The 14,039-nt window shown below is 50.4% G+C and carries 15 protein-coding genes; all 15 read right to left on the bottom strand.

The features are described 5' to 3' along the window. Positions 1 to 82: 82 nt before the first annotated feature. On the bottom strand, positions 83 to 1,201 hold the full coding sequence (gene nadA / locus PHX60_RS04285; RefSeq protein ID WP_300075158.1) for a quinolinate synthase NadA: 1,119 nt from the start codon (positions 1,199 to 1,201) through the stop codon (positions 83 to 85). Beyond that, positions 1,202 to 2,071 (bottom strand): carboxylating nicotinate-nucleotide diphosphorylase, encoded by an 870-nt coding sequence (gene nadC, locus PHX60_RS04280; protein ID WP_300075156.1) that lies wholly within the window; start codon positions 2,069 to 2,071, stop codon positions 1,202 to 1,204. A gap of 68 nt (positions 2,072 to 2,139) precedes the next feature. Further along, entirely contained in the window at positions 2,140 to 4,125 is a 1,986-nt protein-coding gene (locus PHX60_RS04275) for a capsular polysaccharide biosynthesis protein (protein ID WP_300075256.1), read from the bottom strand. An 11-nt stretch (positions 4,126 to 4,136) separates the two neighbouring features. Further along, positions 4,137 to 4,457, bottom strand: a complete 321-nt coding sequence (locus PHX60_RS04270) for a DUF2442 domain-containing protein (protein ID WP_300075154.1) — start codon at positions 4,455 to 4,457, stop codon at positions 4,137 to 4,139. Next, positions 4,412 to 4,675 carry a DUF4160 domain-containing protein gene (locus PHX60_RS04265; RefSeq protein WP_300075152.1) on the bottom strand — a complete coding sequence of 88 codons (264 nt, stop codon included), beginning with the start codon at positions 4,673 to 4,675 and terminating at the stop codon, positions 4,412 to 4,414. Before PHX60_RS04265 ends, PHX60_RS04270 begins: the two co-directional genes overlap by 46 nt. After that, positions 4,662 to 6,128 (bottom strand): glycosyltransferase family 2 protein, encoded by a 1,467-nt coding sequence (locus tag PHX60_RS04260; protein WP_300075150.1) that lies wholly within the window; start codon positions 6,126 to 6,128, stop codon positions 4,662 to 4,664. The genes PHX60_RS04265 and PHX60_RS04260 overlap by 14 nt, the downstream gene beginning before the upstream one ends. 89 nt (positions 6,129 to 6,217) lie before the next feature. Further along, a complete protein-coding gene (locus PHX60_RS04255) occupies positions 6,218 to 7,387 on the bottom strand; it encodes a nucleotide sugar dehydrogenase (protein WP_300075148.1) in 1,170 nt (389 codons plus the stop codon). A gap of 44 nt (positions 7,388 to 7,431) precedes the next feature. After that, complete coding sequence (gene galU, locus PHX60_RS04250) at positions 7,432 to 8,319, bottom strand: UTP--glucose-1-phosphate uridylyltransferase GalU (RefSeq protein ID WP_300075146.1); 888 nt, start codon at positions 8,317 to 8,319, stop codon at positions 7,432 to 7,434. A 33-nt stretch (positions 8,320 to 8,352) separates the two neighbouring features. Further along, on the bottom strand, positions 8,353 to 9,906 hold the full coding sequence (pgi, locus tag PHX60_RS04245; protein WP_300075144.1) for a glucose-6-phosphate isomerase: 1,554 nt from the start codon (positions 9,904 to 9,906) through the stop codon (positions 8,353 to 8,355). Further along, a complete protein-coding gene (gene rfbA, locus PHX60_RS04240) occupies positions 9,899 to 10,780 on the bottom strand; it encodes a glucose-1-phosphate thymidylyltransferase RfbA (RefSeq protein ID WP_300075142.1) in 882 nt (293 codons plus the stop codon). Before rfbA ends, pgi begins: the two co-directional genes overlap by 8 nt. After that, complete coding sequence (locus tag PHX60_RS04235) at positions 10,777 to 11,034, bottom strand: DUF2442 domain-containing protein (protein ID WP_300075141.1); 258 nt, start codon at positions 11,032 to 11,034, stop codon at positions 10,777 to 10,779. The genes rfbA and PHX60_RS04235 overlap by 4 nt, the downstream gene beginning before the upstream one ends. Next, positions 10,955 to 11,761, bottom strand: a complete 807-nt coding sequence (rfbB, locus tag PHX60_RS04230; RefSeq protein ID WP_300075139.1) for a dTDP-glucose 4,6-dehydratase — start codon at positions 11,759 to 11,761, stop codon at positions 10,955 to 10,957. Before rfbB ends, PHX60_RS04235 begins: the two co-directional genes overlap by 80 nt. Positions 11,762 to 11,783: 22 nt before the next feature. Further along, positions 11,784 to 12,344, bottom strand: coding sequence for a GNAT family protein (locus tag PHX60_RS04225; RefSeq protein ID WP_300075137.1), 561 nt, complete (start codon positions 12,342 to 12,344; stop codon positions 11,784 to 11,786). Then, on the bottom strand, positions 12,341 to 13,321 hold the full coding sequence (locus PHX60_RS04220; protein ID WP_300075135.1) for a hypothetical protein: 981 nt from the start codon (positions 13,319 to 13,321) through the stop codon (positions 12,341 to 12,343). The genes PHX60_RS04225 and PHX60_RS04220 overlap by 4 nt, the downstream gene beginning before the upstream one ends. Positions 13,322 to 13,348: 27 nt before the next feature. Next, entirely contained in the window at positions 13,349 to 14,038 is a 690-nt protein-coding gene (locus PHX60_RS04215) for a WbqC family protein (RefSeq protein ID WP_300075133.1), read from the bottom strand. Position 14,039 lies beyond the last annotated feature (1 nt).

The raw sequence follows: 14,039 nt of genomic DNA, 5'->3' as shown, positions 1-14,039 counted from the left end.
CATTATGGGCGGCAACCGCAGCAAAGCGCAGCACCGCGTTTTGTACCGTGCGGCGCTTTGGTGTATTGAAGCCGGTGGCGCTTTAGGCCGCGCCGATATGCGGCACCAGCCCGGTGGTGGGCTGGCCGTTTTTAAGGGCGGCGGTAAAGGCCAACATGCGGTCAATCGGTTGGCGCGCCCGCGGAATCAGCGCTGCATCGACCTCAATCGCGTTGCTACCGCTTTCCAGCACCTGCGCCACACCGGCCAAGCTGTTCATGGCCATCCACGGGCAGTGGGCGCAGCTTTTGCAGGTGGCGCTGTTGCCAGCGGTGGGCGCTTCGTAAAAGATTTTGCCGGGGTTAAGCGTGCGTAGCTTGTGCATCATGCCGTTGTCGGTGGCCACAATGAACTCTTGTGCGTCCAGCGTTTTGGCCGCGTGCAAAATGGCCGAGGTAGAGCCTACGGCATCGGCCAGTGCCACCACTTCGGCGGGTGATTCGGGATGCACCAACACCTTGGCTTGGGGATGCTGGCGCTTGAGGTCTTCTAATTCAAACGCCTTGAATTCGTCATGGACGATGCACGCACCGTTCCAGAACACCATGTCTGCGCCGGTTTCGCGGCGGATATAGTCGCCCAAATGCCGGTCGGGTGCCCACAAGATTTTGTGCCCTTGCGCTTTCAGGGCGCGCACAATATCCAGCGCACAGCTAGAGGTGACCAGCCAATCGGCGCGCGCTTTAACGGCGGCGCTGGTGTTGGCATAGACCACCACGGTGCGGTCGGGGTGGGCATCGCAGAAGGCGCTAAATTCGTCCACCGGGCAGCCCAAATCGAGCGAGCAGGTGGCATCCAAATCGGGCATCAAAATGGTTTTCTCGGGCGAGAGGATTTTGGCGGTCTCGCCCATAAAGCGCACCCCAGAAACTACCAAGGTTTGCGCGGTGTGGTCGCGGCCAAAACGGGCCATTTCTAACGAGTCGCTGACGATGCCGCCGGTCTCTTCGGCCAAATCTTGCAGGTCTGGATGCACATAGTAATGCGACACCATCACCGCGTTCTTTTCTTTGAGCAGGCGGCGGATTTTGTCTTTCAGAGCAGCGCGCTCTGCCGGGGCCGGTTCGGCGGGTACGCGCGCCCAAGCGTGTTTGGTGGCGCAGACGCTGCCCTCGGTGGGTTGTTCGTATTCAACGTCTTTCAGGGTGTCGGGGGTGGTCATTTAAGCAAGCTCCTGCAAACGCATAGAAAAATCAATCGCTTTGACATCTTTGGTCAAGCCGCCAATTGAGATGCGGTCCACGCCGGTTTCGGCCAGTGCGCGCAAACCCTCTAGCGTGACCCCGCCCGAGATTTCCAGAATCGCCCGCCCTGCGTTGATGCGTACTGCCTCGTGCAGTTGGTCTTTGGGCATGTTGTCTAGCAGCACCATTTTGGCCCCGGCGGCCAGTGCTTCCTCCAACTGGGCCAGGGTTTCTACCTCAATCTCAATGAATTGGGCGCGGGCAGCGGCTTGTTGCGCCGCTTGCAGTACGGCTGTGACACCGCCAGCGGCGGCGATGTGGTTCTCTTTGATGAGTACCGCATCGTGCAAACCGATACGGTGATTGACACCACCGCCCACACGCACTGCATATTTTTGTGCCAAACGCAGGCCGGGAATGGTTTTGCGTGTATCCACAATCTGAGCCTTCGTTCCTTGCACGGCTTGCACATAGGTGGCTGTCTTGGTCGCCACAGCGGACAACAACTGCAAGAAATTGAGCGCGGTGCGCTCGGCGCTGAGCAGGGCGCGGGCGCTGCCTTCAAACTCCAACACTACTTGGTCGGCGGCGCAGCGTTGGCCTTCGGCCACCAACCAATGCAGTTGGATGCTCGGGTCTAGGGCGCGAAAGGCCGCTTCGGCCCACGGTGCGCCACAAATCACGGCGCTTTCGCGCGCCAAAATACGGCCACGGGTGCGGCGCTGGGCGGGTACTAAAGCGGCGGTTAAGTCACCGCTGCCCACATCTTCTTGCAAAGCACGGGCTACATCCAACAACACTTGGGCGTGCAGGGCTTGGCGGGTTTCATCGTGATTAAGGTATGTCATGGGGCGCAAGCATAGCGAGTTGCGCGTGCGGTGCCACGGCTGTGTTTAGCTCTGGTGGCCAGAAGTGCCTAGCGTTTGTACCAACGCAACACTACGCGCAAGGCTTTGCGCCACCACGGCAAGGTAGAGGCCCCGCTGGCACGCCAAGCCAGTAGCTCATCCAAAGCGCGCTCGGGGGTGGTAAAGCGCCCGGTGGTGCGGCTGATATAGGTGGGGTACAAAATCAAAGTCCCGGCCACCAAGGCATCGAGCGACAAACGCCGGGTGCGGCGCGCTGGCGGCACCAGGTCTTGGGTCAGGCCCCAACCAGCGTAAAAAGGCTGGCCGTAACAAACCACGCGCTTACCGCGCAACAACGCCTCAAAACCAGCCAGCGAGGTGAGTACATGGACTTCATCGACCACGGCCAGCATCTCGCCCATCGAGGCTTGCAACACGACCTCATCGCACCATTGGGCCGCATGGGCTTCGTCCGGGTGTTGCGTCCGCAGGCCAGCCAAGACGTCGGGATGCGGCTTATAAACCACCCAAGCCTCCGGGTGGGCTTGGCGCACGGCACGCAATAAATCCATATTGCGCCGCACCGGACAAACGCCTTCCGGTGCCCCCCATTGGATGGAAGCATCGCTTTGCACCTGCCCCGGCACCAAAATCACGCGCTTGTCGCCCGCAGGCCGCTGCCAGCCACCGCTACCGACGTTGTACTTGGTCAGGCCAGCGGCGGCAATGCGCTGGCGCAAAGCAGCGGCACGCGCCAACAAAGCAGCGTCAAAATCAGAGGATTGCAACAGCTGCTCTAAGGCAGAAGGGCGGGTGGCATCGTAATAAATGCCGGTGTCGTCCATCACCCAAGACAGCGGGCGCACCAAATCGGCCCCCAAACCCACGGAACGCAAAAAGGCATCTTCTAAGCGCAACACTGGGCGTTTTTCTGCCGCTGGCTGCAGCTTGAGGCCCCAGACGACCAACGCCTGTGCGCTGCTGGCCTGGGTTGCAGCCATATCCGGCACAAAATGCACCTCGCTGCCTTGGCAAAAATCGCGCACAATGGGCTTTTTCCAGCGCGAAAACCCCACTGCTGTCAGTTGGGCCGGAAAACGTGCGCGCATTTGTCGCTGCAAACCCATCCATTCGATAGCACGCTCGGGCAGGCAAGGCTGGCCAGTTTCTGGATCAACATAGCGGGTGTAATCGACCAAAGCGGCATGGATGAGATTTTCTAGCGGCACCGGGCGACGGCGCGAGGGCGCGGGCAAATCGTCTTCGGTCAGGCCCCAACCAGCATAAAACGGCAGGCCAAAGGTGCGTACCCGCTTACCCCAAAGCAGGCCTTCAAAACCCATTTGTGAAGTTACGGTATAAACCGCCTCGGCCCCAGCGATTAAACGGCTGGGATGCACATCCTGGCCCAGTACTTGCACGCGCGGCTGCTGCGCCAAGGCTGCCAAATCAAAATGGCCACGCTTGCGCCCGAGCATCACCTCGGGGTGTACCTTGAGCAGCACTGTGGCGTGGGGGTTTTCATCCAAGGCGGCTTGCAACATGCGCTGAAAAGACGAAGCGTCGGCCCCGCCATAGCGGATAGAGGCATCGCCCCAAGTTTGGTCGGCCACCAGCACATAAGGCTGGGGCAAAGGCTGACCCCAATCGCGCGCGTAGTTGTATTTAGAAACCCCAGCGCGGCACCAAGCCGCCGCCAAAGCCTGTGCCCGTTGCTGCGCCGCTGGGGTCAAAGTTTGCAACACCAAAGACTCTAGGCGCGAGGGGCGGCTGGCATCGTAATAAATGCCGACATCGTCCACCACCAGCGACAGGCTAAATTCTTGCTGGCCCACGCCGACGGAGCGCAAAAAGCCGTCTTCGAGTGACCAATAAGGCACATCCAAGCGCTGCGCTAAAGCTCGCGCCGATGCCGCTGTGGGCTTGAGGCCCCAGCCGACTACCGCCCGCGCTGAAGCGGCTTGGCCCCAACGGCGATGCAGCAGCACCTGATCGCCCAGCAAGGCAGGCAAGGCCGTAATACGCAGAATGCCGCGTGAAGTGGTCAGGATCACAAGCAAGGAACTCAGTCTAAAACACGCCAGATGCCCGAACGACTGATTGCTTTGTACATGGCATCTGGAGCTAAGTCCGCCCCATTAGGCCATGCCACCGCACCACAATCGAGATACGCTTGGGCAAAGAAAGACACATCACGCAAAGCTTGAAAAACCCCTGCATCTGGCCCAAGAACCAAAGCTGAAACATCGACAATGCCGCTGGTGCCATCATTGAAGGTTACTGCCAACTGGCATTGTGGAAGCACTGTTATGGCGCACACACGCCACGGCGCAGCTGGTGTTACTCCAACGGCTGGATGGGCTTGGGTAATTGTTTGGCTCGACATAAGTTCCAGTCCTCCATGAGCTCTGCACGATGTTCAGCTGCCCACTCTAACACCATAGCCAATGCACGGCGCGGCAGCTTTCCCTCAATCACCTCTAAAGTTTGAATGTTGATCAACGCTTCGTATTCAGCATAAAGGGCATGAAAATGGGGTGGATTGTGTTCCCCACGTATATACATATGAATAAGTATGCCAAAAAATTGACTAATGGTTGGCATAAAAATTCTTTAAAATCGATAAACACTGCTCTATATTTTCAGGAGGCACTTGAATAGACTCTGGCGCTTCAAACGGGCGATGAGACAGACGAGCAGCCTCAAGTGACGGCAACTTGGGCAAACGGCCTTGGCGTAGCTCGTGGATATGCCAAGCATTCCAAGCTTCCCAATAATCTAAACGCGGCCTAGAAACCCCGTGTGCATCATAGCCAGTATCCGAAGCTGTCATCAAAGAATCTGCCCTGTGGGCACCAAAGGTCAGCGGTTTGGTAATACGTTGCATGGCTTGGGGGCCAAATACCAGCTTGAGACGCGCATGAAATTCACTATCGGCGCCAGTGCGAACCCAATCCCAAAATCCTGCACGCTCACGAACCTCTTTTTTTCTGAATAAAGGAGAGGCTGGATTGAGGCGATTGAGTGGGAACACTGCGCGCGCATAAAACTTCCCATTATCTTGAAGACGAACCCAATTAGAAGTCGTAAAAATAATTTTTCGGTCGCGTAGCAGTGGGGCCACCTGAAGTGCAATTTTTTCTGGATGCGCCCAATCATCAGAATCTTGGCAAGTAACAAATTCTCCTTGGGATATTTCTAAACCAATGGTCTTTGCAACATAGGTACCTACATTGGTAGGTAAGCGAATGTAGCGCACACGTGAATCAACTTTAGCAATATTTCTCACTATGAAAGATGTTTCATCATTACTGGCATCATCTATTACCATCAATTCAATATTCTGGTAGGTTTGATTTAATAGCGACTCAATCGAAGATGCAATTCTTGCTGCACTCTGAAAAGCAGTCATTAAAATGCTAACCAAAGGCCCTTCATTAGAAAAAGAAAGTGGTTTGGCTTTTAAATTCATGACTCCCAATACCAGATCAGGATTTTTTAAAAACAATGGAGTGAGATGGTGAGCGCGAAGGTAAAAATTCACCTGCTGCAACTGATCAGCAGGTGAAAAATTTCGTGCATTACAGCGTAACAAATAAGTATCAGGGTGGTATGAAAAAATTTCTGAATTTTGCTCAAATACCTGCTGAACTTTATCGAAAAACCCTTGTTGCAGCCACACAGCTAATTTCAAGGTCATTGGTGCATTAGAGGGCAATAATTGATGCGCTAATTCTGGATAAAAAGCAAGCAAAGCAATGGATAAATCTATTTTACGCGATTCCAATACCCGTAATACCGATTCGTCTTGTAGCAAAGAAGCTGCTTTTTCACGCTCATCACAGGCAGCCAAAGACACTATCATGGCAAACAAGGAACGCCAATTACCATGTACCACGCTAGATTCAGTCACTGAGCGGTACATGCCTAAACGGTACATTGCATACTGTTGCAAAGCCGCTGGTATGCTGTGCGATCCATGAATAGGCAGCAACGCTAAAGCTTGGGCATCACGCTTTTTACGAAAATGCCGGTAAAATTTTAATAAATTGAGCATGCCTAAGCTGTCGTATGGAATTTTTTTAGCACATTATCTATGCTAATTCACTTCCATGATGGTTATGCACGATTGCTTTTTTGGCGAAATTAAGCATCGCCACCAAATAGATCTCGGCTATACACTTTATCCAGCACATCACTGAGATCTTCCGTGACCCGATTGGCCACAATCACATCAGCGCGTTGTTTGAATTCGGTTAAATTTTGTATTACCGCTGAATTAAAAAATCTTGTTTCCTCTAAAGCGGGTTCATATACAATTATTTCAATCCCTTTGGCTTTAATGCGCTTCATAATACCTTGAATGCTAGAAGCGCGAAAATTATCTGAACCCGCCTTCATGACCAAGCGATAAATACCAACGACCGAAGGCTTGCGCTGTAAAATGGTTTCTGCAATAAAATCTTTGCGTGTACTGTTAGAAGCCACAATGGCTTGAATCAGATTTTGTGGTACCTCGCTATAATTGGCTAATAATTGTTTAGTGTCTTTCGGTAAGCAATAGCCGCCATAGCCAAAACTAGGATTGTTATAGTGCGATCCAATGCGTGGGTCTAGGCAAACACCGTCAATAATTTGGCGGGTGTCTAAACCATGCTGAGCCGCATAGGTATCCAATTCATTAAAATAAGCCACCCGCATTGCTAAATAGGTGTTGGCAAATAATTTAATAGCTTCGGCTTCAGTGCTATCGGTCAGTAGCACAGGCACATCTTTTTTGATTGCACCCTCTAGCAACAAATTGGCAAATTGTTGCGCCCGTTCAGAGCGCTCTCCAACCACAATGCGGCTGGGATACAGGTTGTCGTGTAATGCTTGGCCTTCGCGCAAAAATTCTGGAGAAAATAACAAGTTCTCAGTTTTATAGAGCGCCCGCATCTGGGCCACAAAGCCCACAGGCACCGTGCTTTTTACCACCATCACCGCTGTGGGATTGATGGCCAACACATCTTGAATCACCCCTTCGACTGACAGCGTATTGAAATAATTGGTTTGCGGATCGTAGTCGGTGGGGGTGGCAATGATGACATAATCAGCCCCTTGATAGGCCTCATGCTTATCGAGGGTGGCGCGTAACCGCAAGGGTTGGTGTGCCAAATATTCTTCAATTTTTCTATCTTCAATCGGCGAGCAGCGCTGGTTGATCTGCTCTACCTTGGCTGGCAGCACATCGAGCGCGACTACCTCATGGTGCTGTGCCAGCAACACCGACATGGAAAGTCCAACATAACCGGTTCCGGCAACAGCAATTTTCATTTTTTCTTTCTCTGACTAATCTGTAGGGTGTTTAATGATGGCAGTTACGCTTGCGGTGCCGTTTGGGGTGTTGCGGCTCTGTTTTGAAGCCACTGCTTAAAGCTTGACCCTACTTCAGAGTGTTGCTCAGCCAAATCGACCGTGGCTTGCAGAAAACCCAACTTACTGCCGCAATCGTAGCGAGTACCGTGATAATGATAGGCAAATACTTTTTCTCGGCGCAGCAGTTGTGCAATACCATCGGTGAGCTGAATTTCACCCCCCACACCACGGGGCAGATTTTCCAGCTCTTTGAAGATGCCAGGGGTAAGGATATAACGGCCTGCCACGGCCAAGGTAGTGGGGGCCACTTCGGGGGCTGGTTTTTCTACAATACCACTGACATCCAACAAGGTATCACCAACAGGTAGGCCACTCACAATACCGTAGCGGTTGGTGTGCTCGCGTGGTACGTCTTGCACGGCCAACAAGCTAGTGTGCCACTCGGTAAATTGGGCCACCATTTGGGCGGTAATACCTGGCTGGCCCACCATCAGATCATCGGCCAGCAGTACGGCAAATGGCTCTGAACCGACCAACTCTTTGGCGCACAGCACCGCATGGCCTAAGCCCAAAGCACGCGACTGGCGCACATAGGTGCAAATCATATCCTCGGGGGCAATACTGCGTGCTACCTTGAGCAGTGCTGCTTTGCCAGCCAACTCTAATTCGTTCTCTAGCTCGTAAGCAGTGTCAAAGTGGTCTTCGACGCTGCGCTTGGTACGCCCGGTGACAAAGATCATGTGGCGAATGCCTGCCTCGTAGGCTTCTTCTACCGCGTATTGGATCAGCGGCTTGTCCACCACGGGTAGCATTTCTTTGGCGCTGGCTTTGGTGGCGGGTAAAAACCGGGTGCCTAAGCCGGCAATAGGGAAGACGGCTTTTTTAATCATAATTACTCAAATTTTTGTTAAATGACTGCGCTATCACGCACACGCTTGATCTGCACTGGGCTGGTGTTGCCAATGGCGTAGCCACTGTACCAGTTGGGCCGTGGAGGCATCTAAGCCCGCCGTCTGACCATGCACTAAAGCTGGCTCGATGGTTTGTGCCAGTTGCTTGCCCAACTCCACCCCCCACTGATCAAAACTGTTGATGCCCCAGAATACGCCAGCGGCAAAAGTGCGATGCTCGTACAAAGCCAACAAAGCGCCTAAACTGGTGGGGGATAAATCTTTGAGCAGCAACATACTGCTGGGGCGGTTGCCTGGAAAATCTTGGTGTCCGGCCAATTGTTCTGGGCCAGCGGGTTTGCCATCCATTAAGGCTTTGGCTTGTGCCAATGCGCTGGCGTGTAACCAACGTTGGTGTTCTGGCCAAGCGTGCTGTGCTTTGGCCACCAGCAAAAATTCTACGGGCGTGCGTTGTGGGCCTTGGTGCAACCATTGGAAAAATGCGTGTTGGCTGTTGCTGCCCACTTCACCCCACACTGCAGGCGCGGTAAGGTAAGGCAAGGGTTGGCCATCAGTGCCCACACGCTTGCCATTGCTTTCCATCTCTAACTGCTGCAAATAGGCTGGCAAACGGCGCAGACCGTGGTGGTAAGGTACCACGCAGCGGCTGGGTAGCTGCAAAAACGTGGCGTACCATACATCCAATGCTGCTAAATGGACGGGCAGATTGCTTTCTAGCGGCGCGTGGTAAAAATGCTCGTCCATGTCGCGGGCACCACGCAGTAAATCCTGAAAACCTTGGCGGCCGAGAATCACGGCCAAAGGCAAACCTACCGCCGACCAAAGCGAAAAACGCCCGCCCACGGTTTCGGGCATGGTAAGCACTTGGTGATAGCCTTCAGCTTGGGCTTTTTGTGGGCAGGCCGTGACGGCCAGCGCATGGTCAGCCCACTGCTGGGTACCATCGGCCTCTAGCCACTGACGTGCCGCTTGGGCGTTGAGTCGTGTCTCCAAGGTACCCCACGACTTGGAGACTACGACAAACAAGGTGTGTGCAGGATCAAGCTGCGCCAACACCTGGTGCAGCTCGTGGCCATCGACATTGCCGACCACATGCACTTGGATATTGGACTGTGCGTAAGGCTGCAAAGCTTGCAAACACAACTCAGGGCCTAAGCCCGAGCCACCGACACCAATATGCACCAAATGGGTCCAACGCCGTTGTTGCACAATATCCTCTGCCACATCCAGAACGGGCAGCACGCTGTCAGATAGCCCTTGGCCAGCTGGCATACGCAAATGCACATGCTGCACGGCCCGGCCTTCGGTGTGGTTGATGGCGGCACCGGCCCACATGGCGGCGCACTGCTGCACCAGTCCACGGCTTTCAGCCAAGGCGAACAAAGCCGAACGTACTGGGGCATCCCACAGGTTTTTGGACAGATCGGCCATCACATGCGGCGCATGTAAGGTAAGGTCGGCTACCCGATCCGGGTCGGCCTGCAAGACCTGTGCAATTTGAAAGTGGTGGGTGTAGTGGTACGCTAGACCTTGCAGCTGCGCCCACGGGGAGGTTGGTTCAAACACGCTCAATCAACAAACGTTGTAAATACTGCCCATAGCCGTTTTTGGCCAGCGGGGCGGCCAGTTGCTCTAAGCGGGCATCATCAATCCAGCCAGCGCGCCAAGCAATTTCTTCCGGGCAGGCAATTTTTAAGCCTTGGCGGTGTTGCAGTGTGGCGATAAAGTGGCTGGCCTCTAGCAGGCTGTCATGGGTGCCAGTATCCAGCCAAGCATAGCCCCGGCCCATGGTTTGCACCGTGAGCTGGCCCAGCTCTAAATACGTTTGGTTGATACTGGTGATTTCAAGCTCACCGCGTGGGCTGGGCTTGACGGCTTTGGCAATGTCCACCACTTGGTTATCATAAAAGTACAGACCGGTAATAGCATAATGGCTCTTGGGTTGTGGGGGCTTTTCTTCAATGCTAATGGCTTTGCCGGTGGCATCAAACTCCACCACCCCGTAACGCTCGGGATCATGTACATGGTAAGCAAACACCGTAGCGCCTTGGGCTTGGGTATCGGCAGCGTGCAACAGCGGCTGGAAATCATGGCCGTGGTAGATGTTGTCGCCCAATACCAAAGCACTGGGGCCGTTAGCAACAAAACTCTCACCAATGATGAAGGCCTGCGCCAGCCCGTCTGGGCTCGGTTGCACGGCGTATTGCAGATTTATGCCCCACTGGCTACCATCGCCCAACAATTGCTGGAAACGTGGTGTATCTTGCGGTGTGCTGATGATGAGCACATCGCGCATACCAGCCAGCATCAAGGTGCTGAGCGGGTAATAAATCATGGGCTTGTCGTACACCGGCAGCAGTTGCTTGCTGATGGACAGGGTCGCCGGGTGCAGCCGGGTGCCGGAGCCGCCGGCGAGAATGATGCCTTTACGTGTAGTCATGCCACTTGAGGGATTTGTTGTTGTAAAAGATAGAGCAAAAATTCTGGAGCTAGGTCGGCACCATTGGCCCAGACCACGGTACCTAGCGCATCGTCTTGGTGGGCGGTGGCAAACAGGCGCTCGTCTTTGAGGGGTTCAAACATCTCGCCCCACAGCTCGTCGATCAAATTTACTTCACCGCGCAGGTTGTTGTTGAACTCCAGATACAGCCGGTAGCTGGACCTGACCTCGACATGGGTGGTATGCAGAAACACGTTCAGCCTTGTCTAGCACGCAGCGGATGGCACTGCAATGGTCTTTGACATAGAGCCAATCCCGTACCTGCATGCCATCACCATACACCGGCAGGGGCTTACCGGCCAAGGCATTGACAATCATCAACGGAATCAGCTTTTCTGGGAAATGGTAAGGTCCGTAATTATTCGAGCAATTGGTCGTCAACACCGGCAGACCGTAGGTATGGTGGTAGGCACGCACCAAATGGTCAGAAGCCGCTTTGCTGGCTGAGTAAGGACTATTAGGCTCGTAGCGATGGGTTTCGGCAAACGGTGGGGCGTTTTTGGCCAAAGAACCATAAACCTCATCGGTAGAAACATGCAAAAAGCGGAAGACTTGTTGGTCTGTGGCAGGCAACTGTGCATAGTAAGCCCGAACAGACTCCAACAAGCGGAAGGTGCCGACAATATTCGTCTGGATAAAATCTCCTGGGCCATGGATAGAACGATCCACATGCGACTCAGCGGCAAAATTAACTACGGCGCGTGGTTGGTACTGTGCCAATAAACGTACCAGTAAACTGCTATCGCCAATATCGCCCTGGACAAAAATATGGCGTGTATCACCCACCAAGGTTGCCAAATTTTGCAGATTGCCCGCGTAAGTTAAAGCATCTAGGTTAAGCACTGGCTCATCACCAGATGCCAACCAGTCTAAAACAAAATTGGCACCAATAAAGCCAGCGCCGCCTGTGATGAAAATCATAGCAATGATGTTTTTTAAGAAATTATTCCCAATAATTTGATTTTTTTATGATTTCAATATAATCATTTTGCTCAACACCCACAATGACTTTATCATAAAAACGCCCGTCTCTATAAAACCAATTTTTCCGAATTCCTTCGTGCTTCCAACCACCTTTTTTGATATAAAACTCAATGGATCTTGTATTGTATTCAATCATATCACCATCGAGCCGATGTAAGCCTAAATCCATAAAAGCATAACGCATTATTGAAAACAAAGCATCGAGTGCATAGCCCTTGCCTCGAAGATTTTTCTTTCCAATCATCATTCCATGGAAAGCATTTTTATTTTTCCAATCAATATTAACGATATTTGCTGTTCCAATGACTCCCTCGTCTGGTGTTTCGATGCAAAAAACGTGATCTGTTAAATTGTTATCTTTTCTACTTTTTACCCATTCTTCTGTAGATTTTGAAGAAAATGGAAAATGCCACCCACCGAGCATTTTCCATATTTCTGGATCATTACTCCATTCATGAAGAACTGGAACATCAGATAACTCTGGCGCTCTTAAAGTAACAATTTTTCCTTTAATATTCATAACATTTCTCCCTGTTTAATTAAATCAACAACTAAAGTTAGGTCAGATTTTTTATATCTTTGATCACAAGGAATTGCAAGCATGTTTTTAATTAATTGCTTTTCAAAAGAAATCTCATTTATTCTTGATGTAACATCAGGCCAATAAGTAGGGATAAATATTTTTTCATTTATTAATAATTCTTTTAATTGCTCTTTTTCTTGCAAGTAAGGATAACAAAGTGGAGCCACCGTTGATGTATCTTTAATTTTTATTTTATTTGTTGAGCCAAGTTCTTTTTGAAGAAAAGCAAAATTTTCTGAACGTTTATTCTCAATTAATGAATAATCTATCGTAGCCATAATAATTTGTGTAAGCTGAGACATCCTCTTCGGCGTTGGATCATCCAAGCTGGCTTCAGCCATTTTATAACTTTCATAACCAGTTTCAGCAGAAAATGCCAACCGCTCTAACAAGTGAGTACAACGTTTTATACTTTCTACGTCTTGACATGCTGGCAATACTACGTCTTTAGATGTAACAAGCAACCCACCATCGGGTACACCAAAAAATTTACGCAGTGAATAAATAGTTGCCAAGCATTGAAATGGGCCAGAATAAAAAGCCTGTGAACAGTCAATAATGATTTGTTCAGGATTAAATTGTGCTATCACCTCAAAAACATTACTGTCGCAAATGCCAAAATAATTCACATAAAGCAGTAAATCATTTGCTGATAATTCTGGTGGATGTTCTATTTTGAACTGTTGATTAATAGTATAAAAACTCAATTCTTTACCTGCTGCATATACCGGCATCATCATGCTGTCACAGATGTAGTACGGCATCCAAACGCGCTTGATGTGAGGCATTTGCTGAAGCAATGCCAGAAATGCTGCACGTGCAGACTGAAACTTGAGTGCATTCGGATATTTTTCAGAGAAATTTCTTGGAAGTTCTAATTCAAAATAACCTCCAATTGCTTTTTTATTTAACATTTCAGTAGTGAAAATATATAAAAATATTTACGATAAATTATAATTTGATAAATATTTTAAGATAGAGGCTTTATCGCACCACATTAACATATCAATCATTGACAAGTTGGGTGTAAATTCTGAGCCTTTTTGTTTATAACTAATTTCTTCAGACTCAATAAAACTTAATTCAATATAATTATCCGAAAAAATTTTTTTATTGTAAAGAGATTTACCACCGGGTGAATTAATATATTTAATTGCTGATTTCAATTTACATATTTCAATCACTCGATTTTGCCCTCTTATTTCTTCTGAAATTATCAAATCTGAAGAAAATGAGAATTTTTTCTCAATACCCAAATAATCAAAAATTGTTGTAATGCTGGAGGCATTTTTATGAGCTACGTTGTTGTTAGATTCATCAAGCACCTGTTCTACCAATTGAATGGCATCCTTAAAGTTTGGCGCCTTTGAATAAGATGAGTAAAGTTGTCTCTTAAAGTTCGAAAAGTTGTTTAAATAATCATGGTTTTTTATTGGCCTGAAGCTACTTACATTTTTTACAGCAAGACTAAAATTATGAGGCGCTGCGCCTAGCAAAATTCTGTTTCTATTAATATACCCTTGTTTAATAAAAGCTGCATCATCATAAAACACAAACTCATCAACAGAGTGTACTAATTGGTAATAGCCAATGTACGGAAAAAAATAAGGCTGCATCAATGCAATTTTCATT

Origin of the sequence: Giesbergeria sp. (genome assembly GCF_028686475.1) — a bacterium.
Classification (GTDB): domain Bacteria; phylum Pseudomonadota; class Gammaproteobacteria; order Burkholderiales; family Burkholderiaceae_C; genus Simplicispira.
This window is presented reverse-complemented; position numbering and strand designations above follow the sequence as displayed.

Bases quoted from the DNA above. Each gene is read 5' to 3' on its own strand.
- nadA (WP_300075158.1), bottom strand. From the start codon at position 1,201: ATGACCACCCCCGACACCCTGAAAGACGTTGAATACGAACAACCCACC.
- nadC (WP_300075156.1), bottom strand. From the start codon at position 2,071: ATGACATACCTTAATCACGATGAAACCCGCCAAGCCCTGCACGCCCAA.
- PHX60_RS04270 (WP_300075154.1), bottom strand. From the start codon at position 4,457: ATGTCGAGCCAAACAATTACCCAAGCCCATCCAGCCGTTGGAGTAACA.
- PHX60_RS04265 (WP_300075152.1), bottom strand. From the start codon at position 4,675: ATGCCAACCATTAGTCAATTTTTTGGCATACTTATTCATATGTATATA.
- PHX60_RS04260 (WP_300075150.1), bottom strand. From the start codon at position 6,128: ATGCTCAATTTATTAAAATTTTACCGGCATTTTCGTAAAAAGCGTGAT.
- PHX60_RS04255 (WP_300075148.1), bottom strand. From the start codon at position 7,387: ATGAAAATTGCTGTTGCCGGAACCGGTTATGTTGGACTTTCCATGTCG.
- galU (WP_300075146.1), bottom strand. From the start codon at position 8,319: ATGATTAAAAAAGCCGTCTTCCCTATTGCCGGCTTAGGCACCCGGTTT.
- rfbA (WP_300075142.1), bottom strand. From the start codon at position 10,780: ATGACTACACGTAAAGGCATCATTCTCGCCGGCGGCTCCGGCACCCGG.
- rfbB (WP_300075139.1), bottom strand. From the start codon at position 11,761: ATGATTTTCATCACAGGCGGCGCTGGCTTTATTGGTGCCAATTTTGTT.
- PHX60_RS04225 (WP_300075137.1), bottom strand. From the start codon at position 12,344: ATGAATATTAAAGGAAAAATTGTTACTTTAAGAGCGCCAGAGTTATCT.
- PHX60_RS04220 (WP_300075135.1), bottom strand. From the start codon at position 13,321: ATGTTAAATAAAAAAGCAATTGGAGGTTATTTTGAATTAGAACTTCCA.
- PHX60_RS04215 (WP_300075133.1), bottom strand. From the start codon at position 14,038: ATGAAAATTGCATTGATGCAGCCTTATTTTTTTCCGTACATTGGCTAT.